This window comes from Mucilaginibacter phyllosphaerae (assembly GCF_004378255.1).
GTDB classification, from domain to species: Bacteria; Bacteroidota; Bacteroidia; order Sphingobacteriales; family Sphingobacteriaceae; genus Mucilaginibacter; species Mucilaginibacter phyllosphaerae.
Genome location: NZ_SNQG01000003.1, coordinates 147376 through 172533 on the forward strand (window position 1 = coordinate 147376; position 25158 = coordinate 172533).

Sequence of the window (25158 nt, forward strand, 5' to 3'; positions counted from 1 at the left end):
TAGCTTCCCTTTTTGTTTGTAGATATTTGCAGTGATACCAAATTAGTTATCACCATTCTTTTTAGCAGCATCTTTAGCTGCTTTTTCTTTTGCTTCCTGGGCTTTTTCCTGCACTTTCCTTATCGAATCTTGTTTAGCTTTTTTTGCCTTTTCCTTCTTTTTAAAGAAACCCCTTAGTAAAAAGTTATGTTGGGCTGCTTTCAGGTCTTCATTCAAAGTGGCTGTAGTAGTATGTACGCCCTTCATGGTGGTTTGGGCCTGTTTAACAGTACCTTCTAAATCGCGGGCTATTTTATCATTATTTAGCAGGCGGCCTATGCTGCCTTTACCGTTATTTACTTTGGATACAATTTCTGACAGATCGCTGGTAAGTGATTCTGCGTTATCAGCCACTTTGGTAAGTTTTGTGATAATCTTATCTACATCAACCGGGTTAACAGATCCTAACTCCTTGCCATCACCTATTTCTGTTTGGCTGGTGATACCGCCCGGCGCTATCACTACCAGCTTATCCCCCATCAGGCCGTCGCTGCCGATGCTCATTTTAGAATCGGTTTTTATGAATTTTTTTACCGAATTATTCAGGGTCAGGTCCACCCTTACCGAACTATCGGTAACGATATTTATGGCTTCAACCACCCCCACATTGATCCCGGCAAAGCGTACATTGTTACCCACGGTAAGTCCGCTTACGTTTTTGAACGTACCGTAAACTTTAAAGGTAGAGTTAAATAAACTTTTTTGATTGCCGATGTAAAATACCGCCAGGAATAGCACCAGTAGCCCAACTACGGTAAATACCCCGATCTTTACTTTTTGCGATGATGTGGTTTTCATGTTGTTACGTTAAAAAATGACTTTACCAGTTTGTCGTCTGATCTTTTTAGCTCATCAAATGAGCCTTCAGCTATATATGTACCCTCATTCATGATCACTACACGGTCGGCAGTAATTTTGGCGCATTCCATATCGTGGGTGATAATTATAGACGATGTTTTATATTTTTTTTGCATGCTAAGGATCAGTTCGCTGATCTCGCGCGAAGTGATCGGGTCCAGCCCGGTGGTAGGTTCGTCATAAAGCATTATTTCGGGCCGTACAATCATCGTTCTGGCCAGGCCGGCACGTTTACGCATCCCGCCCGAAAGGTCTGACGGCAGCTTATCTATGGCATCCAGCAGGCCTACTCCGTCAAGCGCCTCTTCAACGCGCTTATCCAGTTCGGCCTGGTCGGTGATCTTCAGGATACGGGTAAGCGGGAACTCCAGGTTATCCCTAACCGTCATCGAATCGTACAAAGCACCACTCTGGAACAGGAAACCAACTTTGGTCCGTAATTCTTTTAGTTCAACCTCGTTCATCCGGCTTACATCATCGCCAAAAACCTTTACAGTACCGTTGTCCGGCGTAAGTAAACCTACAATGCATTGTATGGTAACTGATTTCCCCTGACCGGATTTACCCAACACCACTACGTTTTCGCCCCGTTTAAGCTTCAGGTTAATGTCTTTAAGTACATCTTTCGCCCCAAACGATTTAGATATATGGTTTATATCTACCACAACCTCGTTATCAGTAACCGGCTTATCTTTTGGGGTAGAATTAGTTTGATTTTGCATAGTTTACCTGTAAAATAATAAGCTGGTTATCTGTACCGCAAGAGCATCAATAACAAAGATCCATAGCGATGCCGTTACCACTGCAGAATTTGCGGCAATACCTACACTTTCGGTCCCTTTGTTAGAATTATACCCTTTATAACAGCCCACAAAGCCTATGGCAAAGCCAAAAAAAACGGTTTTAACCAGCGCCGGGAAAAGGTCTATAAATTCAAGCGATGCGATGCATTTATGAAAATAAAGCGAAAAACTGATATCATCTGTAAAGTTTAAAGCTAAAAAACCGCCAAACAAGCCGATTGCATCACCAATTATGGTAAGCAGCGGTATCATTAGGCTGGTAGCTAAAATACGGGTAACAACCAGGTATTGTAAGGGGTTTGCCCCAGATACTTCCATGGCATCTATCTGCTCGGTAACCTTCATACTGCCCAGCTCGGCGCCAATGCCGGATGCTACCTTACCTGCGCAGATTATGGCTATAATAACCGGCCCTATTTCGCGGATAAACGATACGGCAAGCGTTTTGGGCAGCATACTTTCGGCACCCAGCTCCAGCATAGACGGCCTAAGCTGCAGGATAAGCACCAGCCCCATAATAAAGGAGGTGATGCCTACCAGCATCATAGAGCGATAGCCAATTTCATAACACTGGCGCACAAACTCCGACCACTCAAAACCGCCCCTGAAGATATTGCGGAAGAAGCTTGTAAAAAATACGCCCTGCTCCCCAACGCCTTCCAGCCATTTTTTGTATCCGGTAACTGCCTGTTCTGCCATAAGTTATTAATTACTGCCTTTTAAAACAAAGTATTCCTAAAATGTTTTAAACCGCCGTAATATTCTTCAGGATCAGCTTATAAACATCGGTACTTCTATGATCAATATACGGCTTTCGCTGTTGGTTTCTATCGCGAATGCGTCTGTTTCGTAAACGCCAACGGCATCCCTTTTGTTTAGATCGTGCCCCGCAATTTTAGCACTTCCTTCTAAAAGAAATACATAAGCGCCGTTCCCGGGAGTTATCATGCTGTAAATTAACTGTTTACCGGCATCAAAATTACCCTGGGAAAAGATGGTATCCTGGTTTAACCAAAGGGTATCTTCACTTTTTACAGGTGATATCAGCGTGGTGAACTGGTTTTGGATAAATTTGTCGCCGAAATGCTTCTGATCGTAACGCGGCTGGATATTCCTCACTTTAGGGAAAACCCAGATCTGTAGGGACTTAGTATCCTCATTTTCAGAGGGGTTATACTCTGAATGGAAAACGCCCGTACCGGCAGACATTACCTGTACATCGCCGGCTTTGATGATGCCTTTGTTGCCCATGCTGTCCTGATGTTCTAAGGCGCCTTCCAGTACAATGGTCGTGATTTCCATGTTGTCGTGCGGGTGGCGGCCAAAGCCGTTTCCACGGGCAATAAAGTCGTCATTCAGCACCCTTAAAACACCAAAATTCGTCCTTTTTTCGTCCCTAAAAGGCCCAAAACTGAATGAAAAGTTTGCCTTTAACCACCCGATGTCGTTATACCCTCTTTCGCCTGCTGCGTGAAATACTGTCTTCATTTTTTTTATTAATAAGTAAATACTCGTTATGTAATTAAATACATGTTTAAACATTCAATATTCACTCCACAATTTAATTATGCGTATTTTTGCACGTTAAAACCTACCATAATGGCATATAAAGCAGTTATAGCAGGCGCAAGCGGCCTAATTGGCAGTAATTTATTAAATATATTACTGAATGCACGCGAATACACGGAGGTTTTAGCAGTAGTGCGAAAAGAATTACCGCTGCAGCACCCTAAACTGGTTCAGTTGGTTGTTAACTTTGATGATTTGGCAAAGCATGCGGGGGCCATAACCGGCCACGCAGTATTCTCTTGCCTGGGCACCACCAAAGCGCAAACACCGGATGAAGCAATTTATAAAAAAATAGATCACGACTATCCCCTGCAGCTGGCACAATTAGCAAAGCAAAACAGCGTTGATCAGTTTCACGTGGTATCGGCGGTTGGGGCAAACGCGGCTTCTTCCATCTTTTATACCCGGCTGAAGGGAGAACTAGAAAACAGCCTGAAGAAGCTTGGCTTGAAGGCACTTTACATCTATCAGCCGGCTATGCTGATTGGCGGGCGGGAAAAGCCGCGCCTGGCAGAAAAAATAGCAGGCAGTTTGTTTAAACTGATAGACCCGTTGCTGTTTGGCGGTTTAAAAAAATACAGAAGTATTAAAGGCAGCACCGTGGCTATGGCCATGTACAAAAAATCATTAGAAAGCACTACAGGCACTTTTACATATCCATCAAACATAATACATACAATTTAGTGAGCACATATATCTCGGCCGAAAATTTAGGCCACTCTTTTCATGATAACTGGTTGTTTAAAAACCTTACCATTGGTATTAACCGCGGCCGCAGGGTTGCGCTGGTAGGCATCAACGGTGCAGGTAAATCAACCCTGTTAAAAATACTTTCGGGTTCGTTAAAACCAACCGAGGGTAAGGTTGCACAGGCGCGCGACCTGAATGTGGGCTACCTGGAGCAGGACCCGCATTTTAAAAACGCCGTTACCATCAGCGATTACATCTTTCATGCGGATAACATTCAGCAGCAGCTGATCCGCCGTTACGAGGAGTTGTTAGAGAACGACCCGGAGAATATGAAAGAGATGGATAAAGTGATGGAGGAGATGAGCGAGATCGATGCCTGGGAATATGAATATAAGATCAAAACCATTTTAGGAAGACTTGACATACATCACCTTAACCAGCACATTAACACCCTATCGGGCGGGCAGAAGAAACGTTTGGCTTTAGCTAAACTTTTAATTGAGGACCCGGAGATCTATATTTTAGATGAGCCTACTAATCACCTTGATATTGATACGATTGAATGGCTGGAAAAATTACTGACCGAAGGCAGCAAAACTATTTTAATGGTTACGCACGACAGGTACTTCCTGGATAACGTTTGTAACGAGATATTGGAGATAGACCGCGGTAAGATCATCCCCTACATTGGCAATTATGGTTACTACCTGGAAAAGAAAGCCGAAAGGGACGCATCTGATGAAGCTACCTTCCAGAAAAATTCTAACCTGTTACGTAAAGAGCTGGAATGGATGCGCAGGCAGCCTAAAGCCCGCGGCACTAAATCAAAATCGCGCATTGATGCCTTTTACGATCTGGAATCCAAGACCAAAAACAACGGACCTAAACAAAACGTTGAATTAAGTGTAAAAACTGCGCGCCAGGGTAACAAGATCATGGAGATGCACGGGATAAGCAAGGGTTTTAACGGCAACACTTATATTAAAGATTTTAGCTATACCTTTAAAAAGGGCGACAGGATTGGCCTGGCCGGCAAAAACGGCAGCGGTAAATCTACCCTGCTGAATTTAATTACCGACCAGTTACAGCCCGATAGCGGCGAGATTATTAAAGGCGAAACAACGGTTATCGGTTATTTTAACCAAGCCGGCTTAAGCTTTAAAGAAGATGAGCGCGTTATTGACATTGTAAAAAATGTAGCTGAATTTATTACGATGGCCGATGGTAAACTGATCTCGGCCTCGGCATTGCTCACACTGTTTTTGTTCCCTCCTGCCAAGCAATACGGCATGGTATCTAAACTAAGCGGTGGCGAAAAGAAACGCCTGCACCTGATGAGCATCCTGATCAAAAACCCTAACTTTTTAATACTGGATGAACCTACCAACGATTTGGATATTGATACGCTGAACGTACTGGAAGAGTTTTTAACCAATTTTCCCGGTATCCTGATCATGGTATCGCACGACAGGTATTTGCTGGATAAACTAACCGATCAGCTTTTTATTATGGAAGGCGGCGGCAAAGTATTGATTTATAATGGCAACTATACCTCGTACCGGATAGAGCTGGAAGAAGCCAAGCAGTTAAACAAAAAACCTGCGACTGCCTTATCTACACCCATACAAACCGAAACTCCTAAAAAAGCAAAACTGAGCTTTAAGGAGGAAAAGGAATTGGAAGGCTTGGAAAAAGAAATAGCAGATATTGAAGCTACGTTAAAAGCGACCACCGATGCTTTAAATACCACCAATATCGACCCAAAGGAATTGACTAAATTAACGGATAAGATTGCTTATTTAAATAAACAGCTGGACGCAAAATCTGCCCGTTGGATAGAATTAGGCGAATTAAAAGAGGCGTAAACATGAAGGCATCAGATATTATTGCTTCTGTAGGTGTTATTATTTTATTAATAGCATTCCTGCTAAATATCTTTAAAAAGATCTCGGCACAAAGCAGGCTATATTCTGGCCTGAACTTTATAGGCGCCGCTATCTGCTGCTTTTCATCCTATTTGATCTCTTTTTATCCGTTTGTAGTATTAGAGGGTATATGGGCTGCATTTGCTTTGTACTCATTTATCAACGTTCCACGTGGAACATCTAAATAAGGCTTTATATAATGTTCCACGTGGAACATGGAGGTTATATGTTTAAGAAATATAATGTAATAGTTGTTGGTGCAGGCCATGCCGGTTGTGAGGCTGCTGCTGCTGCTGCCAATTTAGGCTCGTCTGTTTTGCTCATTACCATGAATATGGGTACCATTGCGCAGATGAGTTGTAACCCGGCTATGGGCGGTGTAGCCAAAGGGCAAATCGTGCGCGAGATTGACGCTTTAGGTGGATACTCGGGTATTATTACCGATAAAACATCCCTGCAATTCAGGATGCTTAATTTAAGCAAAGGGCCTGCCATGTGGAGCCCGCGTGCACAAAGCGACCGGATCCGTTTTGCGGAAGAATGGCGCATAGCCCTGGAAAAAACACCCAATGTGGATTTTTGGCAAGATACCGTTACCTCTTTATTAGTCAAAGGCAATACCGTTGCCGGCGTTAAAACATCTATTGGTGTAGAAATAGAAGCCGATGCAGTAGTATTGACTAATGGTACCTTTTTAAATGGGGTAATACACATTGGCGAAAAGAAATTTGGTGGTGGCCGTACCGGAGAAAAAGCAGCTACCGGATTAACCGAGCAATTGGTAACCCTAGGCTTTGAAGCCGGCAGAATGAAGACCGGTACACCACCCCGCGTGGATGGCCGCAGCCTGAATTATGCGTTGATGGAAGAACAGTGGGGCGATGAAGAGCGTGGCCGTTTCTCATACACTAATGTAGAATTAGCAACCGACCAGCGCTGCTGCTGGATCACCTATACCAATACCAAAGTACATGAAACCTTAAAGGAGGGTTTCGAAAAATCACCGATGTTTACCGGCCGCATCAAAGGGTTGGGCCCGCGTTACTGCCCTTCTATAGAGGATAAGATCAACCGCTTTGCCGAACGTGATCGCCACCAGATTTTTGTAGAGCCGGAAGGATGGAACACTTGCGAGATTTATGTGAACGGCTTCTCTACTTCGCTGCCGGAGGATGTACAATACAAAGCGCTTACCCAAATACCGGGATTTGAAACTGCCAAAATGTTTCGGCCAGGATACGCTATAGAATACGATTTCTTCCCGCCTACCCAATTAAGCCTTACCTTAGAAACTAAACAGATCAGTAACCTGTTTTTTGCCGGCCAGATAAATGGCACAACCGGTTACGAAGAAGCCGCATCACAAGGTTTTATGGCGGGCATCAATGCGCATCAAAAAATAAATGATCAGCACGAACTGATCCTGAAAAGATCAGAATCGTACATCGGTGTATTAATAGATGACCTGGTAACCAAAGGTACAGAAGAGCCCTACCGTATGTTTACCTCGCGGGCAGAACACCGCTTATTATTACGCCAGGATAATGCCGACATACGCCTGAGCCCGATTGGCCACCAGTTGGGTTTAATAAACGATGAGCGCCTGGATAAAGTTAACCGTAAGATCAAAAACTCTGACGATATAGTTGCCTTTACCAAAAGCAAAAGCCTTAACCCGGCCGAAGTAAATACCATGCTGGAAGAGGCCGGTACTTCGCCGTTGAGCCAAAGCGCCAAATTATTTAATTTACTTACCCGCCCGCAAATAGGCTTTAATGAACTGAAGCGGGTAGATAGCTCATTACAAGATAAGTTATCGGGCTATGATAAAGAAACTGTTGAGCAGGCTGAAATAAAAATCAAATACGAGAGTTACTTTATAAAAGAAATGGAAATTGTTGACCGGATGAAAAAGATGGAAGACCGGGAAATAAACCCCGAGTTTGACTACCGCCAACTGGTTTCACTTTCTAAAGAAGCGCGCGAAAAACTGATGAGAATAAAACCACGCACTTTAGGCCAGGCTTCCCGCATTTCGGGTGTATCGCCGTCGGATGTATCGGTTTTGATGGTTCATGTATCCAGATAATTCATAATTAACTGTAAATCAATTATTTATAAAAAATCGCTTATAAGACATTTTCTCAGTTTTTTAATAGTAGGTTTCATCAAAACATAAAAATCGTTTATAGGGCATAAAAACAATGTTAAATCTAAAATCGACTGTTTTCGGTAAAAATTTCTTCTTTATTTTTATTTGCTTGTTTGTTTTTGGCTGCGCAAGTATCCAAAGGCCACAGGGAGGCCCCCGCGACCTTACCCCGCCCAAATTATTAAAGGCCACCCCGGAAAATATGACCCGAAATTTTGCGGCTAAAGAAATTAAGCTGGAGTTTGATGAATTTTTTAAACTGAGTAACCAGTACCAGGAGATCAGCATTAGTCCGGCGATGGAAAAACAGCCGGAGTACAACATCAGCCGTAAAAACCTGATCATTGATTTTAAGGATACGCTGCAAAAAAACACCACCTACGTGATCAACTTTGGTAAGGCCGTGCAGGATGTGAACGAAAGCAACGTACTTAAAAACTTTACGTACGTTTTTTCTACCGGCCCGCATATAGATTCGTTGAGCATGTCGGGGTCTGTGATCAACAGCATCACCCAGGAAAAAGAAAAAGATGCAACGGTGATGTTATTCACCGTGAAGCAGGATTCGCTTTTATTTGGCAAAAAGAAACCTGCCATTTTTACCACGACAGATTCATCGGGTAACTTCTCGCTCAACAACCTGCACGACGGCGAGTACCGCATTTATGCTTTAAAAGAGACCAGCCCCGATAAAATTTTTAATAATGATAAGGAGCTGATCGCTTTCTCTAACAAACCTATCGTTTTATCTAAAGATACCGCAGACATCCGCTTAAGCCTGTTTCAGCAGGTGCCCGAAAAATTCCGGGTAGCAGAAAAGAAACTGACGAACGAGGGCGTATTATCATTAGTGTTTAACAAGCGCTTAAATAACCCATCGGTAAAAGTGATCTACCCGCCTGCCCTGGATGCCCAAAAGATAGTAGAGATCAGCAAAACCAAGGATACGGCACTGGTTTATATGCGCAATATGGATTTCGACTCGTTACGGGTAGCTATATCTGATAATAACAAACCGATTGATACCATATACCAGCTTAAAGGGCGTAAAGAAAGCTTTGTACGCACGCTAACCTTTAAGTATGATATTAACCGCGATAACCGGCTTAAACCCAATACAGACCTTAGTATAACGGCTAACCTGCCTATAGCATCTTTTGAACAGCCGCTTATCGGCTTAAACGAAGATTCTGTAAATGTTACCAATTTTACGCTGCTAAAAGATACAGCCAATGCCAAAAGGATATTGATGAAATATAAGTGGCGGGTGGGCAGTAAATACCAGCTTACCCTGAATGAAGGTGCATTTACTGATATTTATGGTGATAAAAATAAACGTACAGGAATAGCTTTTGAAGGCGACAAACCCGAAAATTACAGTGTGCTTATCCTAAAGGTTACTATACCCGATTCCTCAAAAAATTACGTTGTTGAACTGCTGGATGATCAAAAAAATGTATTAAGGAGCGACCGGGTAATTAAAAATACATCCATCGTTTATAAAAACTTTTTAACCGGTAAGTACAAAGTAAGGGTGATATATGATGCCAATAAAAACGGAAGATGGGACAGCGGTAATGTACGCCAGAGAAGGCAGCCCGAAAATATCTGGATAAGCGATAAGATACTTACGCTAAGGCCAAACTGGGAAGCGGAAGAGGCAATTGAGATACCAAAAGAACCTGTTAACCCGTAAACCAACCGGAATACATGATATAGTTTTGCGGTAATTTATCTAACAAAGCCTTTTGCTCATCGGTAAGGGGTTTTATTTTTTTAGCAGGCGTGCCGGCATACAGGTAACCGCTTTCGCATATGGTTTTTTCTAAAACCACAGAACCGGCACCGATGATCACGTATTCTTCCACCACCGCATCATCCATTACAATGGCCCCCATACCTATCAAAACATGATCATGCAGGGTACAACCATGTACAATGGCGTTATGGCCAATGGATACATTATTACCTATGTTGGTAGGCGCCTTTAGATAAGTTGCATGTATCACAGCACCGTCCTGGATATTGGTGTTATCCCCTATGCTGATGTAATGTACATCGCCCCGGATCACGGCGTTAAACCAAACCGAGCAATGATTACCCATTACCACATCGCCAACTATGGTAGCATTTTCGGCAATAAAACAGTCCGTTCCCCATTGTGGTGCTTTATCTTTTACAGGCAAAATGACAGGCATGATATAAATAGTGATTGATTGAGTTAGTGAATTGGTGATTGAATAGTAAATTTTATTTATGTTTGAAGATAATTACAAGCGAAAATAGCTCAGTTGGTAGAGCATCAGTTTCCCAAACTGAAGGCCGCGGGTTCGAATCCCGTTTTTCGCTCCAATTTAAAAAACAGTGTCCTCCAAAACATCCTGATGTTCAGGATAATCCGTAGTGAAATGCAGTCCCCTGCTTTCGTGCCTGGCCATGGCCGATTTTACGACTAAATAGCTCACCTGGATCAAATTACGCAGTTCACAAAGCTTAACGGATAGCTTGGTTTTCTTGTAGAAATCCTCGGTTTCTTCATATAATAAACGCAGCCTGCGCATTGCCCTTTCCAAACGGAAATCAGAACGTACAATACCCACATAATCATTCATGAGTTTTTGCATTTCACGGATATTATGCGTAACTAAAATATCTTCGTTAGATAATTGAACACCATGTTCGTTCCAATCCGGTATATTTGGGGGTATCTGCAAACCCGCAAAATCAACAATGGCATCCTGATAAATACGGTGTGCAAAAACCAATGCCTCTAACAAGGAATTTGAGGCCAATCGGTTAGCCCCGTGTAAGCCGGTAGAAGAGCATTCTCCGCAAGCATATAACCTATTAATGGATGATTTTCCCTGATGATCTACCAGTACTCCTCCGCACATATAATGGCAGGCCGGCGCCACAGGGATCATATCGCGGGTCATATCAATACCTATTTCCAGGCACTTGGCATATATATTAGGGAAATGTTCTAAAATATCCTTTTTCTTTTTATGGCGGATATCCAGGTAAACAAAATCCTCACCCGATTTCTTGATCTCTGCATCTATTGCCCTAGCCACGATATCTCTTGGCGCTAATGATTTGCGCGGATCATATTCCTGCATAAACTCCTCGCCATTGGTACGCTTTAAAACACCACCCATACCCCTTACCGCTTCTGATATCAGAAAAGAAGGGTATTCACCCGGGTTATACAATGCTGTTGGATGGAACTGAATAAATTCCATATTGCGCACCTTACCTTTAGCCCTATACACCATGGCCACACCATCACCGGTAGCTATAACCGGGTTGGTTGTTACCGAATAGATATGCCCGGCACCACCGGATGCCATTACGGTTATTTTTGACTCTATTTTTTCTACCTGGCTATTCTCGGTGTTAAAAGCATAGATACCATAGCACTTAATATCACTTGATGATTTATCTACAAACTCACCCAAATGGTGTTGGGTTATCAGGTCTACAGCAAAGTAATGGGTCAATATCTCGATATTAGGTTCGCGATGTATCTCCTCTAATAAAGACCGTTCAATTTCAAAACCAGTGATATCTTTATAATGAAGTACCCTGAACTCACTGTGTCCGCCTTCTTTAGCAAGGTCATAAATACCCTCATTCGTCTTATCGAAATTGGTACCGTAGTCGATAATCTCGCGGATCCGCTCTGGTCCTTCCTTTACAACTGCTTCTACAACCGCCGGGTCGCAAAGGCCGTCACCGGCAATTAAGGTATCATTAATGTGTTTTTCAAAAGAATCTTCTTTTTTATCCACAACTACGGCAACACCACCCTGGGCATACTTCGTGTTGCTTTCATCTTCGTTAGCTTTTGTAACTATCAGAACCTTACCATGCTTTGCGGCCTTTAATGCAAAACTTAGCCCGGCTATCCCCGATCCTACTACAAGGAAATCAACAGTTCTGGTCATGTTTGGTATATGTATTGTGTAAAATTAGTACTTATGTTAATAAGCGGTATAAAACATGTTAACTTTGTGTAAGTAAAAATCTAACAATTAATCAAGACGTTGATAACTCTGAAAATTACAGTTTTTACAACTACTTTTGAGCAAATTGTAAGATGATTTTACAACGAAACTAACATTTTATTAAGCAAGTAATTATTAACAAATAAGTTTTTGAGATAAATATTGTTTCTTATACGCATCTTAAAATCAGTATTATAAAAAATAAAAAGCTGTTTATAAATGTTAGTAAAAATGGAAAAACAACTTTAAGTGTAAATCGTATTTCAACTTTTAAACATAACTAACACCTTAATAACAATAGTTTTATTTATATATATAAAAAGAGTTATTATTAATTGATTTGTGGAATGGATATCTTCGAAGAAATAAAAGTGAAAGGTTTTGCCGACGAATACATCAACCCGTCGCTGGACCTTTTTGCCGAAATAGAAAAATTAAAAAAAGAAAAAAATGCCGTTATACTGGCCCACTATTACCAGGAAGGAGATATTCAGGATATTGCCGATTATATTGGCGACAGCCTGGGCCTATCTCAGCAGGCAGCCAAAACAGATGCCGATATTATTGTTTTTGCCGGTGTACACTTCATGGCCGAAACAGCAAAAATATTATCACCAAACAAGAAAGTACTGCTACCGGATCTGAAAGCCGGATGCTCATTGGCCGACAGCTGCCCGCCGCATTTGTTTAAAAAGTTTAAAGAAAATTACCCCGACCATCTGGTGATAACTTACGTAAACTGCACGGCCGAACTAAAAGCTTTAAGCGATATTGTTTGTACATCAAGCAACGCGGTGCAGATAGTGGAAAGCCTGCCAAAAGAACAGAAGATAATTTTTGGTCCGGATAGAAACTTAGGAGCATGGGTAGCTAAAAAAACAGGCCGCGACCTGGTTTTATGGAATGGTGCCTGTATGGTACACGAGATATTTAGCCGGGAGAAAATTACAAAGCTAAAAGAGCGGTATCCAAACGCCAAAATATTGGCACATCCGGAATGTGAGGAAGTTATATTACAAATGGCCGACTACATTGGATCTACCACCGGGATATTAAAATATGCTACCAACAGCCCCGAAAAGGAGTTTATTGTAGCAACAGAAGCAGGTATCTTACACCAGATGCAAAAGGATAACCCGGATAAGAATTTTATCCCGGCTCCCCCTAATAACACCTGTGCCTGCAACGATTGCCCGCACATGAAAAGGAATACATTGGAGAAACTTTACCTGTGCTTAAAAAATGAAATGCCCGAAATTGAGGTGCCTATGCACATTATAGAAAAGGCTGTAAAACCTATTGAACGTATGCTGGAGATCTCGGCAAGTTTAGGCTTATAAAAATCAAAAACCCGTCATTGCGAGTTAAAAGCGATGACGGGTTTTTAATGGCCGAGGGCTAATAGCAATTACAAATTATCTTTCTTGGTTTCTATAGCATCCTGTACGCTTTTTGGCAAGTTCGATAGCAAGTCATAACCGGTTGCAGCTTCTATATCCCTTACGGTAACACGGTATTGTTTCCAATCGGTATTAATGGTGTTAGTGTTAGGTGTATTTACTGCAATAACACGGGTATTAGCGGCAACCCGGCTCACATCTGCATCACCTTTTGGTACAATTACAGCAACCTTCCAAACATTACTTGGTACAACTACATGGTCGTTGTTAATTTTGTTAAAAGCACCTTTTGAACCTGTACCTCCTGTACCATAATTACCCATAATAATATACACCTCGTTACCGGCAACAACTTCTGTACGCAGGTAATTTTCGAGATTTGCCCAGGTTTGCTGATTATTTTGCGGTGCCTGTGGTATCATGTTGGTCATTAAAAAAGTAGCTGAATTGGCATCTGCAGAGCTCGTCCTGTCGGCAGACGGGCAATTATGCCCCCTGTCAAAACCAGACCCGGAATAGCTGGTACTTTCTACATGATAAAAGTTATTTGGCAGGCCTATAAAACCGGCAAAATTATCAACACGCGGCGCTGCATTGGTAATATTGGTAGCATCTAAGTGCCAGCTTACCCAATTTGGTGTACCGCGTGTACTGCTGTAAGATTCTGTGTAATATCCCTGGTCTATCAGGTAATTATCAACCATTACTATATTAGGCTGCGCGTTAGAAGGGTTACCTAATAAAAGGTTACTATTATCTCCATTACTTGGCGGTGCATCAGCGCCAACAGTTACGCCTCTTTCGCCTGCAGGTGTGCCTGTACCGGGGTCGGTACTGCCGTCTCCGCCGGTGGTATCAGGCTGGCCAACAACTATGCCTGCATCACCTTTGCCTTTGAAGGTAATATCATCTATATTGATACGTGCCGTACCTGTTTTTTGGATTCTGAAACGTACAGGTTTGGTAGTGCTTACCACAAAAGAATCTGTAGCAAGTGTGGTGTTGTTTTCGGCAATATCCGCACCTAATTGTTTAAAGGTTGCACCGGCATCGTCAGATATCATTAATTGCCAGGTTGATGCTGCATCATTACCATATTTGGCATGCTTTATTACAATTTTTTCCAGGTTTTGGATATCAAATTTCATGGTGATATCACCGGTACGTAAACGAACTGCTTTTGCATCTGCCTTAACATCTGCAGCAAGGTTACCAATTAAAGCATCATTAAAATTCCATATACCGGTTATCAACTGTACATCTGCAGCAGCATAAGATCCCTTCGTTCCGGATTCAAAACCCTCGGTAATACTATAAGGTGCCGGTGCGGGTGGTATAACAACCGGATCTATTGGCGGGGTTATAACTGTATTGTCTTTCTTACAACTTGCAATAGCTAAAGCAAGTGTAGCATATATAAGTAATTTTCTGATTTTCATGTAAATGTATTTAGTAAAGCAAAAGTATTTGGAATGTATTAACCTAACGTTAATTAGTTGTTTGTATGATAAATATTACAATGATGGTTATTGCCGTAAGCTTTTGTATTTTTGTATTTTATTTTGGTTGCACTATTTAAAACTGATTATGCCGTTTATACCGGGCAGGATAATTAATAGGTGTGGTCATAAATTTAAATCCGTGTAATCATAATTATATGTTCGAGAACGAAGAGAAAACCAATATAGAATCATTAGGAGAGTTTGGGCTGATCAGTCACCTGACAAAAAATATAACCCTTACCCAAAAAAGCACCGTTAAAGGTGTAGGTGATGATGCGGCTGTTTTAAATTTTGAAGGAAAGAAAACACTAATATCTACCGACCTGCTTTTAGAAGGCATCCATTTCGATCTGGCATATACACCTTTAAAACACCTGGGTTATAAAGCAATACAGGTAAACCTGAGCGATATATATGCCATGAATGGTACCGCCAGCCAGGTAACGGTTTCTTTAGGGATGAGCAGTAAATTCCCTTTAGAGGCTATTGAAGAATTATACGAAGGTATTTACCTGGCCTGCGCTAATTACAATGTAGATATTGTGGGTGGCGATACTTCGGCATCTAAGCAGGGTTTGGTTATCAGTGTAACCTCTATTGGTTATGCCGATGAGCAGGATGTAGTTTACCGTAATACAGCCGAAGAAGGCGACTTGATCTGTGTGTCCGGCGATCTGGGTGGTGCATATACCGGCCTGCAATTGTTAGAGCGCGAAAAACTGGTTTATATAGAGAATCCAAACATCCAGCCTGATCTGGAGGGTAAGGATTACATTGTAGAGCGCCAGTTAAAACCCGAGGCACGTAAAGATATTATTGATTTGCTGAAGGAACTAAGCGTTAAACCAACAGCAATGATAGATGTATCTGACGGTTTGGCATCAGAGATCTTGCATATTTGCAAACAAAGTAATAAAGGCTGTAAATTATACGAAGAAAAAATACCTATCGACCCGATGACCTATGAAACCGCCCGCGAGTTTGGCCTGGACCCTACCGTGTGTGCCCTAAGCGGTGGCGAGGATTATGAGTTGCTTTTTACCGTAAAACAAGCCGACTACGATAAGATCAAACACAAAATGGATTTCTCTATCATAGGCTACATTACCGAGCCAAACGAAGGCTGTAGCCTGATCACCAAATCCGGTAACCAGCATGAGTTAAAAGCGCAGGGATGGAATGCGTTTAAGGCGGAAAATAAGTAATTTTAAAAAAGGGAGGTAATAAAGATTACTACCTCCCCTTTTTTTATCTGTATTTAATTATCCGTTCTGTATAAGTTTCTGGTTTCCCATTCGTATAACTGATGCATTTTAACCAATTTCCATTCTCATCTATATTTGAATATTTAAAGGTATGGGAAAACGGATATTCACCCGATATTTGCTTTTCAGTCAAGGTATTTCCATTGTCATCATAAGTTAACCCATACTTGAAGTTTAATTCACCGTTAGCTTTGTAAACTTGTAATTGAGAAACAAGATCATTTGCGTAACTGAATTTTTCCTTACCTGTGAATTTCCCATTAGCGTCATACCTATTAATTTCACTTAGCAAATTGCCACTATCATAAATATACTTAGCTTTTGAGCTTAATTTTCCTGATTCAAAGTCATCAACTTCAACAAGTAATTCGCCGTTGTATTTTTTTAGTGTGTATTCGGTAGGCTTATTAACTATAATAATTTTGTTGTTATGACCCTTATCATCGTATTGAAATGAGAATTTATTATTATGAACTTCGGCACTGTCCGCACTACCATAATACCAGGTGTTATCGCTTGCTTCAGTATTTCCAGCTTTATTAAAAGTTGAAACAGTATGTAGTTGAATTTTATCTTTTACGATCTCTCCAAATTTGGTTTCGGCTTTATATCTATTAACAATTATTTCATTAACATTGCCATGTACATGGCCTTCTTGTAAATCATTTTTCTGTTTTTTTGTACATGATATCAATATGCTTAAAGCATAAGGAGTGATAATTTTGATTTCATAATTGTTTTAAGGTTATTCGTCACTAATATATTTATTATCTATTTGCTTGTTAGCCTTGGCACCTAATTTTTTTATTTTTTCGGCCGTTATCGTCAGGTTTCCACGTCCGTCTGTAAGTTTGTTTAAGGCTTTATCATAGCTATCCTGGCTTTGTTTGATGTTTTTTCCGATACCTTCCATATCGCCAACAAAACCCACAAATTTATCGTACATCTCGCCGCTTAGGCGGGCAATCTCCAGCACGTTTCGGTTTTGGCGTTCCTGTTTCCAGATGCTGGCAATGGTGCGCAGGGTAGCCAGTAAAGTACTCGGACTAACAATCACTACCCGCTTATCCCAGGCATCGCTAAACAGGTCGGCATCCAATTGTACGGCAAAACTAAAGGACGATTCTATAGGTACAAAAAGCAACACAAAATCGGGCGAATTTACCTGGTACAGGTCGTGGTAACTTTTTGAGGATAGGCCGTGCACATGGTTCCGTATCGATTCGATGTGTGCTTTAGAATATAATTTACGCTCTTCCTCGGTTTCGCAATTAACCAGGCGCTCATAAGCTATCAACGAGACCTTAGAATCAATTATTAAATGTTTTTCATCAGGAAGGTCAATAATAACATCGGGCTGCAACCTGCTGCCGTCAGAATGGTTCAGGCTGGCTTGCACGCGGTATTCCCTGTCGCGCACTAATCCGCTGCGCTCTAAAACTTTCTCTAATATCACCTCGCCCCAGTTACCCTGCTTTTTATTGTCGCCCTTTAAAGCTTTGGTTAGGTTTGATGCCTCGGTACTGATCAGCTTGTTCAGATCCATCAGTTGCGTAATCACACCTTTGAGGGTGTTGCGCTCTGCAGCTTCCATATTGTAAACCTTATCTACTTTGTCTTCAAAAGCTTTAATATTTTCTTTGAGCGGATTTAAGATGGTATCTATACTCAGCCTGTTAACATCTGTAAACTCACGCGATTTTTCTTTAAGCAACTTCTCTGCAATGTTTTCAAACTCGCGCTGAAAATGCTGGCGGGTATGTTCAATTTCCGCCTTTTGTTCGGTCAGCTTTTCTTGCTGTGCTTTAAAGTATGACCGGGATGATTCTAAGGATTGATTGGCCTGCGCCAATTGGGTACGCTCATACAATAACTCATCAAGCAGGCGGTTTTGCTCGTCCTTAAGTAATTTGGTAATATTATCTTTTTCGGATAATAGGCTTGCGGCCTTTTGCTCGGCCTGGGCCAGTGCTATTTTCAGAAGATCATTTTCTGTTTTGAAGGCAGAAAGCTCATCTGCAGAAATGCCATTTGCCTGCGGCCGTTTCAAAAAAAGGAGAACGGAAATAAGCAAAATTACAATAGCGGCACTTAAAACTAAAACATCCACTTTGATAAAAATATTAGCAAAACGAATATAGTAATTTTAAGATCAGAATAAAATATGAGTATTTAATGTTTAGTGCTAACCGTATCTTTTGATGGGTTGGTATTAGTGATACCATCAGCAGATGTATCCTGGCCACCGGTTTCTACCGGTGTAGCCGGATATTTGGCGCTATCAGCAGTTGTTGAACCACCCACATGGACCTGGCCGGAATCTGCCGAATCAACTTTACTGTCTTTACTCTTACAGGCGCCTGCACCTATTGCAACCGCAAAGATCATCAGGATAAGCTTTTTCATTTAGGGTTAGATTTAAGCGTATCTGTAGTTGGGTTGGCCGTACCTTTTCCGTTAGCGCTGGTATCTGTACCGCTGGTGCCGGTTTGGGCAGGTGCACTGGATGAAACAGTCGTATCTGCAGCACCCGAGCTACCTACGTTTGTAGCGCCGGAATCGGCCTGGTCGCCACCTGTCTTATTATTTCCTGTACAAGCCGATAAGCTTAATACAGAAAAGGCAAATATTGTAATAAATAACTTTTTCATCATAAGTGCGTTATGTATTTAACTACAAATAGCTGTATTTGCTGTTTTAATTATTTACAGATAATGGTTTTACCTATGAAGCAAGTTATATTTATAATTGGCATAATATGTTGTTTAGTGATAGGGGCCTGCTCTAAAAAAGAAAGTGCTGCACCGGCTAATCAAAAGCATACGATAAAAATAACGGCATCAGCCAATGCTGAATTTACAGCGGTAGTTTCGGTAGCAGAAAGTATTGGAGCAGCACAAACCGAAGTAAAAAATATTACCGTAGCAACAGGTACATCTTTTGAGTTTACAACCGAAGCAATCACAAACAGCTACGTTTTTTTAAAGCTATCTACCAACGTAGCAAACAACATTACTTATAAAATAGCCGATAACGGGATTGTTGCAGAACAGGGCACAGATGTAGAATTTGCAACACGCACAACACAAACTATTCAGCACCTGGTGCAGTAATTATTTTGCTTTCTCTACCCTTAAGCCGGCATCGATAACCTCGTGCAGGGGGTTATCGCGCATGTTTTGCTCTATCTGGAAATGGTAAACACCTTTTGCAGGGAATTTATACTGTTTGCGTAAAAGTAATTGATAGCTATATAAATTGCCGCTTCCACTGCCCAGCCACTCGCCATCGTTATTGGCCAGCTTAAATTCGTACCGGGTTGTATGTGTTTTTTTGCCGGGAGAGGTTTGGGATAACAACGCAAATATATTGGAGTACCTGTAACTGCCGCTAACCCTTAAGTTAAAATAAAGGTTATAGGGTTCCTGGATATCGTCGATCTTTACATCGTACTTAAGCTTGTTTACGTACGACCAGTTGTGGTTGGCAATAGCCGTGCTTTCATCAATAACGCTGTCAGGGTCGGTGCATCCCTGTGCTGTAAACAGCACAAGGGTTATCAACACACCGGATACATATTTTAAAACATTCATTTATTCTGCACTGCCGCTGCCGGGGCTATCGGTACGCGTTTGATTATTGTTAGCACTATTAGGCCTTGAGCGGTTATTGTTGCGCCTGTTATTATTGCGGTTGCCCTGCGGGCGATTTTCGCCCGCACCATCGGGTTTTTGGCCGCCTGCCTGCTGCCCATCAGGTTTGTTGCCGGCTTGCTGTTGGGGGCGGTTGCCATTGGGCCTGTTGCCCTGCTGGCGGTTACCGCCGCCTTCCGGCCTTGGTCCGTCTGGCCTGTTGCCACCCTGCTGGTGCTGCTGGCGGTTACCATCGGGCCTGTTGCCCTGCGCCGGGCGATTGCCGCCGCCTTCTGTTTTTTGGCCCCCGGCCTGCTGCCCATCGGTACGGTTGCCACCCTGCTGGTTACGGTTACGGCCTTTATTATTTTTATTACGATTGTTGTTTTGATTCCGGCGCTCATCCAAACGGGTTAGGCTATCCTGCCCAACAACATTTTCGTAATCCAGCACCTTTACCGGCTTGGTTTCCATTTCAACCACTTCGCCCAGGTCGGCAGGGATAATACCCTCGCGGTTTAGCTGTTGTATCTCTTTAACTTTGGCAATAGGCATCGGCACCCATGATTCTTCCCTCGGGTAGCTAAACCACATGATCTTTTTAAAGATGTCTGTTTTTTGCAAACGGGCATCTCCCTTTTCGGTTTTAAGCACGTTTACGTTATCCGGGATATGCTTAAGCGCATCCATATAAGTATCCAGCTCGTAATTTAAGCAGCATTTTAACTTACCGCACTGGCCGGCAAGTTTAAGGGTATTTAAAGACAGGTTTTGATAACGTGCGGCAGATGTAGATACCGTTTTAAAATCGGTTAACCAGGTACTGCAGCAAAGTTCGCGGCCGCAAGAGCCTATACCGCCTAAGCGGCTTGCTTCCTGGCGCATACCTATCTGGCGCATCTCGATCCGGATCCGGAAATTTTCGGCCATTTTTTTGATCAGTTCCCTAAAATCAACGCGGCCTTCGGCTGTGTAATAAAAGGTTGCCTTGGTTTTATCACCCTGGTAATCCACATCGCTTATCTTCATAGACAGGTTAAGATCAAGCGCCAGCGTGCGCGATTTGTGCATGGTTTCCCACTCCATATCCTTGGCCATCTTCCACTTGTCTACATCGGCAGGGGTAGCCCGGCGATAGATCTTTTTAACTACATCCGCCTCTTTTACGTGGCGTTTGGTCATTTGCATGCGTACCAGTTCGCCAGTGATAGATACGTGGCCGATATCATAGCCGCCGGTAGTGGTTTCTACCGCCACCAGGTCGCCTGCTTCCAGGTAAATGTTATCGTTGTTGTGATAAAATTCCTTACGCGATCCTTTGAATTTTACTTCGATAATTGAGTAAGGCTTATAATTAGTTGGCATATCCATATGCGACAGCCAATCGTGTACATCTAATTTGCTGCAACCATTTGTAAGGCAAGAGCCATTACTTTTGCAGCCCGCAGGCGAACATCCGCCTGTTGAGCAACTTCCGCATCCCATAATTAATTCGGTATATAATGATTCCCCGCAGGGACAGTTTTCAAATTTAAAACTTTTATAATTTGTAAAGATACGTCTAAAAACAAGATTTTAGGGTTAGCATTACGTTCTATATGATAATGAGCTTTTTCCAGCTCGGTAATTATGGCTTGCGCCATGGCATTATTAATAACTGCAGCCATTTTTTTGGCAGTTTCCATCTCCTGCGCAGGCAGTTTAACTATCCTTTCGGCCCCGGCCCTGATCAGGCAGCACTCGCGGATAAAGCTGGTGCCGTAGCGTAAAAAGTTCTTTTGATTTTCGCGGCCCATTTTCGCGGCATTATCTACAAAACTTAAAATCTCCAGTCCTTTATTGCCAAAGCACAAGCGCAGCCATTGTACAAACAGTTCATGATAACTTTTAGTATCGTGCTGCAGCATTCCCAGTGCTTCGGTCATGTTGCCATTGCTTAAATAGGCAATTTGCGAGGCAGCAGTTTCTGTTTGGTGATGCCTGTTCATCAATTCTGTTTTGATGTCCTCATAGTTTAAACAGGGTACTTTTATCAGCTGCGTACGCGAGAGGATGGTGTTCAGTATCTGATCCTGATTTTGGGCAACCAGTAAAAACAGCGTATTAGGCTGCGGTTCTTCAATAACTTTAAGCAGGGCATTTCCCTCTTTGTCCAGATATTCGGGCAGCCACAGGATTAGAATTTTATAAGCAGATTCAAAAGGCTTAAAACTGAGTTTTTTGATGATCTGGTGGCATTCGGCAATATTGATGTTGGCCTGCTTGTTATCGGCATCCAGGTATCCGCGCCAAAGATCCAGGCTTAGGTATGGGTTAGCTGTAAAAGCATTGCGCCATTGTTCAATAAAGGTAAGAGCGGTATCGTCCTTATGCTTCGCGAAGAAGGGGTAGGAGAAATGCAGATCGGGGTGCATGAGTTTCTGATATTTACGGCAAGAGGAACATACACCGCAAGAATCATCGGGTTGCTTATCCTCGCACGATAAATATTGCGCATAAGCAACGGCCAAAGCCAAACCACCGGCACCTTCGGGCCCTAAAAACAATTGTGCATGGCTAACTCTGTTCTCGGTTACCGAGTTGATGAGCCTTTGCTTGGTTGCTTCCTGTCCGATGATCTCCTTAAACTGCATTTGGTGCAAAATAGTAAATAGATATGAGATGTGAGATATGAGATTTGAGACAGTAATAGGTTTACGCTATCTTTGATATATAAATCCGAATGAAAATCATCTTTTGTCTCATATCTCACATCTCATATCTATCATGCGTATAATGGCTTTCGACTATGGTACCAAGCGGATTGGTATTGCCGTTACCGACCCCATACAGATCATTGCAACCGGTTTAGACACCATCCACCCGTTAAAAATAATAGACTACCTTAAAAAATACTTGCAAACAGAGCAAGTGGAGCGCTTTATTGTAGGCGAACCCAAACAGATGGACAATACGCCGTCGCAATCGGCCATGCATGTAAAAGGTTTTGCCAATCTGCTAAAAAAAACCTTTCCGGAGATCCCGGTAGAAATGTTTGATGAGCGCTTTACCTCTAAAATGGCATCGGCCACCATTGCTCAAAGCGGCATGGGCAAAAAAGCCCGGCAAAATAAGGAACTGGTAGATACCATATCGGCGGTGATATTGTTGCAGAGCTGGATGAGTAAAAGTTATTAAATTTACTTTATGGAAAAGAAAAATCTATTCGAGGAGATTAAGCATTTAAACAGCATTGGTCAAGAGTACTGGAGTGGAAGAGAGTTATTTAAAATATTAGGATATTTGAAATGGGACAAGTTTCTTAATGTAATTGAAAAAGCAAAAGAAGCCTGTAAAAATTCAGGCCAGGATGAAAACGACCATTTTCCCCGGGTGGAGAGAATGGTTGAAATAGGTTCTGGAGCTAAACGGGATATAGGAGATTTGCATCTAACAAGATATGCTTGTTACTTAATTATTCAAAATGCAGACCCCGCTAAAGAGGTTGTAGCACAGGGGCAAACATATTTTGCTATTCAAACTCGTAAGCAAGAAATTTTAGAACAAGGCTTTGAGCAGCTAAAAAGTGAAGAAGAAAAGCGTCTTTACTTGAGAAAAGAAATGGCCGAGCACAATAAGCACTTAGCTGATGCCGCACGCGATGCTGGTGTAATTAAACCGGTTGAATACGCGATTTTTCAAAACCATGGATATATGGGATTATACGATGGATTAGGAGCAAAGGAAATACATAAAAAGAAAGATTTAAAAAAAGGGCAAAATATTTTAGACCACATGGGCAGCACTGAATTAGCTGCTAATTTATTCCGAGCCACGCAGACAGAAGAAAAATTGAAGAGAGATAAGGTTAAGGGGAAAAGCAATGCGAATAAAACGCATTATGAGGTTGGGAAAAAAGTAAGGCAAACGATTAAAGAATTAGGCGGGACCATGCCCGAAGATTTACCAGCAGAAGACAGTATTAAAAAGCTTGATTCGGGCAATAAATTCGAATGAGATTTTACTGTTTAAATAGATTATTAGACAGCCAAAAATCTCGTTAAAATTATTTCCGTACCTTTGCCCCTATGGAAATCCTTGATCCGGCCTTGCAGGCTTACCTTGATAGCCATTGCGACCCGGAGCCCGAGGCGTTGCAACAAATAAACCGGGAAACTTACCTGAAGGTGCTTAAACCGCACATGCTATCCGGGCATTACCAGGGCCGGTTGCTGAGTATGCTCAGTAAAATGATCCAGCCAAAGCTTATTTTAGAAATAGGTACTTATACCGGTTACTCGGCCGTTTGCCTGGCAGAGGGATTGGCAGAAGAAGGCGTTTTGCATACTATTGAGGCTAATAGCGAATTGGAAGAAATGCTTAATTCACATTTTAAATCAACAAATGTGGATAAAAAAATCAGACTTCATATTGGCCCTGCAGAGGCTGTAATGGCTGATTTAGAGTTAAATAACATCGACATAGTGTTTATTGATGCGGATAAACGAAATAATTTTAGGTACTTTGAGTTAATATTAGATAAAGTAAGGCCAGGAGGCTTAATAATAATTGATAACGTTTTGTGGAAAGGGAAGGTGTTTGGCAACCATAACGACGCCGATACCGTAAACATTCGCAAACTAAATGAACGAATAGCTGTTAACACACAGGTTGAAAAACTAATTCTACCTGTACGCGATGGCATATTGATCATCAGAAAAAAATAATTATGAAGAAACTCTTAACTATTACACTGCTTTCAGTTTCCGTTTTCATTGCTTCTACATCAGCCGTATCGGCACAAAGCGCAGCACAATCATACATCGAGAAGTTCAAAGATAATGCCATTCGTATTATGCACGAAACAGGTGTGCCTGCAAGCATCATTTTAGGTGTGGCTATGCACGAAAGCGCCAGCGGCAAGAGTGCAATTGCCCAAAACCTGAACAACCAGTTTGGAGTAAAAGGTGGAGGATCTGTAGTTTATTATAAACACAACAAAAAAGTACGCTCATCTTATAAGCGCTATGACAACGTAATGGATTCTTTTAAAGACTTTGCCCGTATCATGACGGAGCGTAAACAATTTAGCCACCTGGCAGATAAACTTACGCAGTATGATTATAAAGGATGGGCAAAAGGTATCCAGCGCAGCGGCTACGCCAGCAGCAAAAAATGGTCGGCACAGGTTTTAGGCATCATCAGCAAATACGACCTGAACGAGCTGGATGACGATGCCGTATCTGAGGAAACAGCAGATCCGCAGAAAGCCGAATTGGCCGAAAACAACAGATAATTGTATTTTAAACCTTAAGTTTGGCTGATAAAAGCTAAAAC

At 42.0% G+C, this 25158-nt stretch carries 26 protein-coding genes and 1 tRNA gene; 13 read left to right on the forward strand and 14 right to left on the reverse strand.

Annotated features, from left to right (window positions below; translation table 11 throughout):
• Positions 1-42: 42 nt before the first annotated feature.
• From E2R65_RS08835 to E2R65_RS08850, 4 genes are all read right to left on the reverse strand, one after another.
• Complete coding sequence (locus E2R65_RS08835) at positions 43-837, reverse strand: MlaD family protein (protein WP_134336132.1); 795 nt, start codon at positions 835-837, stop codon at positions 43-45.
• Positions 834-1619 carry an ABC transporter ATP-binding protein gene (locus tag E2R65_RS08840; RefSeq protein ID WP_134336133.1) on the reverse strand — a complete coding sequence of 262 codons (786 nt, stop codon included), beginning with the start codon at positions 1617-1619 and terminating at the stop codon, positions 834-836. Before E2R65_RS08840 ends, E2R65_RS08835 begins: the two co-directional genes overlap by 4 nt.
• A 3-nt stretch (positions 1620-1622) precedes the next feature.
• On the reverse strand, positions 1623-2399 hold the full coding sequence (locus E2R65_RS08845; RefSeq protein WP_134336134.1) for an MlaE family ABC transporter permease: 777 nt from the start codon (positions 2397-2399) through the stop codon (positions 1623-1625).
• 72 nt (positions 2400-2471) lie between these two features.
• On the reverse strand, positions 2472-3188 hold the full coding sequence (locus tag E2R65_RS08850) for a pirin family protein (protein WP_134336135.1): 717 nt from the start codon (positions 3186-3188) through the stop codon (positions 2472-2474).
• 111 nt (positions 3189-3299) lie between these two features.
• Between E2R65_RS08850 and E2R65_RS08855 the strand changes: the two genes are divergently transcribed.
• The 5 genes from E2R65_RS08855 (at position 3300) to E2R65_RS08875 (ending at position 9732) form a co-directional block, all read left to right on the forward strand.
• Positions 3300-3953 carry an NAD(P)H-binding protein gene (locus E2R65_RS08855; RefSeq protein ID WP_134336136.1) on the forward strand — a complete coding sequence of 218 codons (654 nt, stop codon included), beginning with the start codon at positions 3300-3302 and terminating at the stop codon, positions 3951-3953.
• Positions 3953-5824: an ABC-F family ATP-binding cassette domain-containing protein gene (locus tag E2R65_RS08860; RefSeq protein ID WP_134336137.1), complete on the forward strand. Its 1872-nt coding sequence runs from the start codon at positions 3953-3955 to the stop codon at positions 5822-5824. The genes E2R65_RS08855 and E2R65_RS08860 overlap by 1 nt, the downstream gene beginning before the upstream one ends.
• A 2-nt stretch (positions 5825-5826) precedes the next feature.
• Complete coding sequence (locus E2R65_RS08865) at positions 5827-6072, forward strand: CBU_0592 family membrane protein (RefSeq protein WP_204986296.1); 246 nt, start codon at positions 5827-5829, stop codon at positions 6070-6072.
• A 38-nt stretch (positions 6073-6110) separates the two neighbouring features.
• The gene (mnmG, locus tag E2R65_RS08870; protein WP_134336138.1) at positions 6111-7973 is read left to right on the forward strand and encodes a tRNA uridine-5-carboxymethylaminomethyl(34) synthesis enzyme MnmG; all 1863 of its coding nucleotides are present in this window, start codon (positions 6111-6113) and stop codon (positions 7971-7973) included.
• Positions 7974-8088: 115 nt separating this feature from the next.
• The gene (locus tag E2R65_RS08875; RefSeq protein WP_134336139.1) at positions 8089-9732 is read left to right on the forward strand and encodes an Ig-like domain-containing protein; all 1644 of its coding nucleotides are present in this window, start codon (positions 8089-8091) and stop codon (positions 9730-9732) included.
• Here E2R65_RS08875 and E2R65_RS08880 read toward each other — a convergent pair.
• A complete protein-coding gene (locus tag E2R65_RS08880) occupies positions 9722-10234 on the reverse strand; it encodes a gamma carbonic anhydrase family protein (protein ID WP_134336140.1) in 513 nt (170 codons plus the stop codon). The two genes, E2R65_RS08875 and E2R65_RS08880, sit on opposite strands and share 11 nt — an antisense overlap.
• Positions 10235-10312: 78 nt before the next feature.
• On the opposite strand from E2R65_RS08880, the gene E2R65_RS08885 reads away from it, so the two are divergent.
• Positions 10313-10388: transfer RNA gene (locus tag E2R65_RS08885), tRNA-Gly, on the forward strand.
• 2 nt (positions 10389-10390) lie between these two features.
• Here the strand turns inward: E2R65_RS08885 and nadB are convergent.
• Positions 10391-11983 (reverse strand): L-aspartate oxidase, encoded by a 1593-nt coding sequence (gene nadB / locus E2R65_RS08890; RefSeq protein ID WP_134336141.1) that lies wholly within the window; start codon positions 11981-11983, stop codon positions 10391-10393.
• A gap of 407 nt (positions 11984-12390) precedes the next feature.
• On the opposite strand from nadB, the gene nadA reads away from it, so the two are divergent.
• Positions 12391-13383 (forward strand): quinolinate synthase NadA, encoded by a 993-nt coding sequence (gene nadA, locus E2R65_RS08895; RefSeq protein WP_134336142.1) that lies wholly within the window; start codon positions 12391-12393, stop codon positions 13381-13383.
• Positions 13384-13451: 68 nt separating this feature from the next.
• Here nadA and E2R65_RS08900 read toward each other — a convergent pair whose 3' ends face one another.
• Positions 13452-14882: a DNA/RNA non-specific endonuclease gene (locus E2R65_RS08900; protein ID WP_134336143.1), complete on the reverse strand. Its 1431-nt coding sequence runs from the start codon at positions 14880-14882 to the stop codon at positions 13452-13454.
• Between the two features lie 218 nt (positions 14883-15100).
• Here E2R65_RS08900 and thiL point away from each other — a divergent pair, with 218 nt between their 5' ends.
• A complete protein-coding gene (gene thiL / locus E2R65_RS08905) occupies positions 15101-16150 on the forward strand; it encodes a thiamine-phosphate kinase (RefSeq protein WP_134336144.1) in 1050 nt (349 codons plus the stop codon).
• A gap of 43 nt (positions 16151-16193) precedes the next feature.
• On the opposite strand, the gene E2R65_RS08910 is transcribed toward thiL, so the two are convergent.
• From E2R65_RS08910 to E2R65_RS08925, 4 genes are all read right to left on the reverse strand, one after another.
• Complete coding sequence (locus E2R65_RS08910) at positions 16194-16904, reverse strand: hypothetical protein (RefSeq protein WP_134336145.1); 711 nt, start codon at positions 16902-16904, stop codon at positions 16194-16196.
• Between the two features lie 51 nt (positions 16905-16955).
• On the reverse strand, positions 16956-18320 hold the full coding sequence (rmuC, locus tag E2R65_RS08915; protein WP_134336146.1) for a DNA recombination protein RmuC: 1365 nt from the start codon (positions 18318-18320) through the stop codon (positions 16956-16958).
• Positions 18321-18382: 62 nt separating this feature from the next.
• Positions 18383-18616 (reverse strand): hypothetical protein, encoded by a 234-nt coding sequence (locus E2R65_RS08920; RefSeq protein ID WP_134336147.1) that lies wholly within the window; start codon positions 18614-18616, stop codon positions 18383-18385.
• Complete coding sequence (locus E2R65_RS08925; protein WP_134336148.1) at positions 18613-18864, reverse strand: hypothetical protein; 252 nt, start codon at positions 18862-18864, stop codon at positions 18613-18615. Before E2R65_RS08925 ends, E2R65_RS08920 begins: the two co-directional genes overlap by 4 nt.
• Before the next feature lie 72 nt (positions 18865-18936).
• On the opposite strand from E2R65_RS08925, the gene E2R65_RS08930 reads away from it, so the two are divergent.
• The gene (locus E2R65_RS08930) at positions 18937-19323 is read left to right on the forward strand and encodes a hypothetical protein (RefSeq protein ID WP_134336149.1); all 387 of its coding nucleotides are present in this window, start codon (positions 18937-18939) and stop codon (positions 19321-19323) included.
• Here E2R65_RS08930 and E2R65_RS08935 read toward each other — a convergent pair whose 3' ends face one another.
• The 3 genes from E2R65_RS08935 to E2R65_RS08945 are packed head-to-tail and all read right to left on the reverse strand — an operon-like array spanning position 19324 to position 22475.
• On the reverse strand, positions 19324-19803 hold the full coding sequence (locus tag E2R65_RS08935; protein WP_134336150.1) for a gliding motility lipoprotein GldH: 480 nt from the start codon (positions 19801-19803) through the stop codon (positions 19324-19326).
• Positions 19804-21327, reverse strand: coding sequence for a regulatory iron-sulfur-containing complex subunit RicT (gene ricT, locus E2R65_RS08940; RefSeq protein ID WP_134336151.1), 1524 nt, complete (start codon positions 21325-21327; stop codon positions 19804-19806). It abuts the gene before it with no gap.
• Between the two features lie 2 nt (positions 21328-21329).
• Positions 21330-22475 (reverse strand): DNA polymerase III subunit, encoded by a 1146-nt coding sequence (locus tag E2R65_RS08945; protein WP_134336152.1) that lies wholly within the window; start codon positions 22473-22475, stop codon positions 21330-21332.
• Between the two features lie 133 nt (positions 22476-22608).
• On the opposite strand from E2R65_RS08945, the gene ruvX reads away from it, so the two are divergent.
• The 4 genes from ruvX (at position 22609) to E2R65_RS08965 (ending at position 25117) form a co-directional block, all read left to right on the forward strand.
• Positions 22609-23019 carry a Holliday junction resolvase RuvX gene (gene ruvX, locus E2R65_RS08950; RefSeq protein ID WP_134336153.1) on the forward strand — a complete coding sequence of 137 codons (411 nt, stop codon included), beginning with the start codon at positions 22609-22611 and terminating at the stop codon, positions 23017-23019.
• Positions 23020-23028: 9 nt separating this feature from the next.
• Positions 23029-23838, forward strand: coding sequence for a DNA damage-inducible protein D (gene dinD / locus E2R65_RS08955; protein ID WP_134336154.1), 810 nt, complete (start codon positions 23029-23031; stop codon positions 23836-23838).
• Positions 23839-23909: 71 nt separating this feature from the next.
• The gene (locus E2R65_RS08960; protein ID WP_134336155.1) at positions 23910-24548 is read left to right on the forward strand and encodes an O-methyltransferase; all 639 of its coding nucleotides are present in this window, start codon (positions 23910-23912) and stop codon (positions 24546-24548) included.
• Positions 24549-24550: 2 nt separating this feature from the next.
• Positions 24551-25117, forward strand: a complete 567-nt coding sequence (locus E2R65_RS08965; protein WP_134336156.1) for a glucosaminidase domain-containing protein — start codon at positions 24551-24553, stop codon at positions 25115-25117.
• Positions 25118-25158 lie beyond the last annotated feature (41 nt).